At 44.7% G+C, this 483-nt stretch carries 1 protein-coding gene; it reads left to right on the top strand.

Annotated features, from left to right (window positions below; all coding sequences use genetic code 11):
- Window positions 1-483, top strand: a 483-nt coding sequence (locus AC1RNB_RS12210) for a hypothetical protein (protein WP_493083155.1), incomplete at both ends; no start/stop codon positions are given.

Here is a 483-nt window from a genome sequence, read left to right as displayed (position 1 = left end):
GTTGCAGGAACAGATAGGTTTGTAATCGTTGCTGCAGGTGCAGTTACTGTATTAGCCGTAATGTTTCCTGTTACAGTAAGTGCCTGCAACCCTGATAAACTGGTAATAGTTGCATTGGAGGAGCTCACTGTGCCTGCAGTGATAGTAGCGGGAACTGATAGATTTGTAATTGTTGCTGCAGGTGCAGTTACTGTATTAGCCGCAATATTTCCTGTTACGGTAAGTGCCTGTAACCCGGATAAACTCGTAATAGTAGCATTGGCGGAGCTTACAGTACCTGCGGTAATGGTTGCAGGAACAGATAGGTTTGTAATCGTTGCTGCAGGTGCAGTTACTGTATTAGCCGTAATGTTTCCTGTTACAGTAAGAGCCTGCAACCCTGATAAACTGGTAATCGTTGCATTGGAAGAGCTCACTGTGCCTGCAGTGATAGTAGCGGGAACTGATAGATTTGTAATTGTTGCTACAGGTGCAGTAACTGTA

The sequence above is a fragment of the Sediminibacterium sp. GW821-FHT12F12 genome, assembly GCF_058806635.1.
The sequence above is the reverse complement of the archived record's forward strand: the minus strand, read 5'-3'. Positions and strand labels throughout refer to the sequence as shown.